This window comes from Paractinoplanes rishiriensis (assembly GCF_016862375.1).
Classification (GTDB): domain Bacteria; phylum Actinomycetota; class Actinomycetes; order Mycobacteriales; family Micromonosporaceae; genus Actinoplanes; species Actinoplanes rishiriensis.
Genome location: NZ_BOMV01000163.1, coordinates 1 through 1,284, shown reverse-complemented (window position 1 = coordinate 1,284; position 1,284 = coordinate 1). Strand labels below are relative to the sequence as shown.

Genomic DNA, 1,284 nt, shown 5'->3' with positions numbered 1-1,284 from the left:
GATAGCGCACGTGGCGGAGCGTCCTCACTACTCCGGGTGCCCATCCCGTACGTGGATGTGGTGGCCAGATGGAGAAAATTCGGCCACGTGCGCCGGTGTGCCGTGATGCGGCTTGGACGGATGGAAGAGACCTTCTGCAACGGCGAAGTCGTAACAGCCGGCGCCGAGCGGGTACTCGGTGATGACACCAGTCAGTTCGTGCAGCTCAACCCAGAGCAGGGCGGTGTTGCGGTCCTTGAACACTCCGGATGCAAACCGTGCTTCCTCGCCGTGGAAGACCCAAACGTTCGACAGGTCGACCTCGCCTTCGGCGTTGCCTTCACTCACGGGAAGAACGTACATCGCTCATCGCTCAATCCATTCGAGCCGGCCAGGCCAGGCACGCTCCTCTGCCGATTAGCGCCCCGCTCTGTGTACCCGCCCTCGGCCGGTGAGTGCTTATTGGTCGCGGCCTTCAGCGTCGTCGGCACTCACCATGGCACGATGCGAAGGTGGCTGAGCCGAACTGGAGAGCGCTCCTGGCGTATGAAGATGTCGAGCTTCAGCGGCCTGCGACTCCCGATGCCGTGGAGCGCGTCGAGGCAGCGCTCGGTACGGTCCTGCCCGCCGAGCTGCGCGCGTTGTATTTGGTCTCCGACGGCGTTTACCACCGTTCTGGGCATTGGTTCGTCATCTGGCCGCTCGCCGACGTGCTCCAACGCAACAGCGACGGCTGGGTGGGATGGGAGTCCAGCGGCCGGCGGCATCTGATCGGCTTTGGTGATGACGGCACCGGCGACCCGTTCTGCGTTCCCCGCGATGGTGGCGCCGGCGTGCTGATTTGGCATCCCATCGGCCAAGAGGCGATCCGACTCGCTGACACCCTTCAGGGATTCTGGATCGGCTTGAACTCGGGAACGATCACCACGTGAGCAGTCGGCTACTCATCTGCCGCTGATGGCGCGCTACGGAACGTCACGGCCACTTGAGCTCGTTCGGGTCGATGGAGGGGCCCTGTGACGGCGAAACTGGGTTGCGGCCGTTCCCCGTCGAGGGGTGAGATTCCGTCTGTGACGGACGACGTCGGTGTGCTGCAGTTCCCACCGGGCCTCGCTTCCGAGCGATGCGGACTGCTTACCGAGCTGGCTCGCCGTAACGAAACGGAACACGGCGAGAACCTTCTGGGATTGGTCCTGTCCGGCTCGGCCGGCAGAGGTATGGCGACCAGCAGGTCGGATCTTGACGTTATCGTCGTCCTCACCGACACCGGCGGTCAGGGCTCCGAGACGAGCCGTTCCGCGGCTT

3 protein-coding genes are annotated in these 1,284 nt (G+C 64.2%); 2 read left to right on the top strand and 1 reads right to left on the bottom strand.

The genetic code is table 11. The features are described 5' to 3' along the window. Nucleotides 1–27 precede the first annotated feature (27 nt). Entirely contained in the window at nt 28–327 is a 300-nt protein-coding gene (locus tag Ari01nite_RS49400) for a DUF7710 domain-containing protein (protein ID WP_203791691.1), read from the bottom strand. A gap of 164 nt (nt 328–491) precedes the next feature. On the opposite strand from Ari01nite_RS49400, the gene Ari01nite_RS49395 reads away from it, so the two are divergent. Both Ari01nite_RS49395 and Ari01nite_RS49390 read left to right on the top strand, forming a co-directional pair. Then, nucleotides 492–911 carry an SMI1/KNR4 family protein gene (locus Ari01nite_RS49395; RefSeq protein ID WP_203791689.1) on the top strand — a complete coding sequence of 140 codons (420 nt, stop codon included), beginning with the start codon at nt 492–494 and terminating at the stop codon, nt 909–911. A 138-nt stretch (nt 912–1,049) separates the two neighbouring features. Further along, nucleotides 1,050–1,284, top strand: a 235-nt coding sequence (locus Ari01nite_RS49390; RefSeq protein WP_203791687.1) for a nucleotidyltransferase domain-containing protein, incomplete at its 3' end; no start/stop codon positions are given.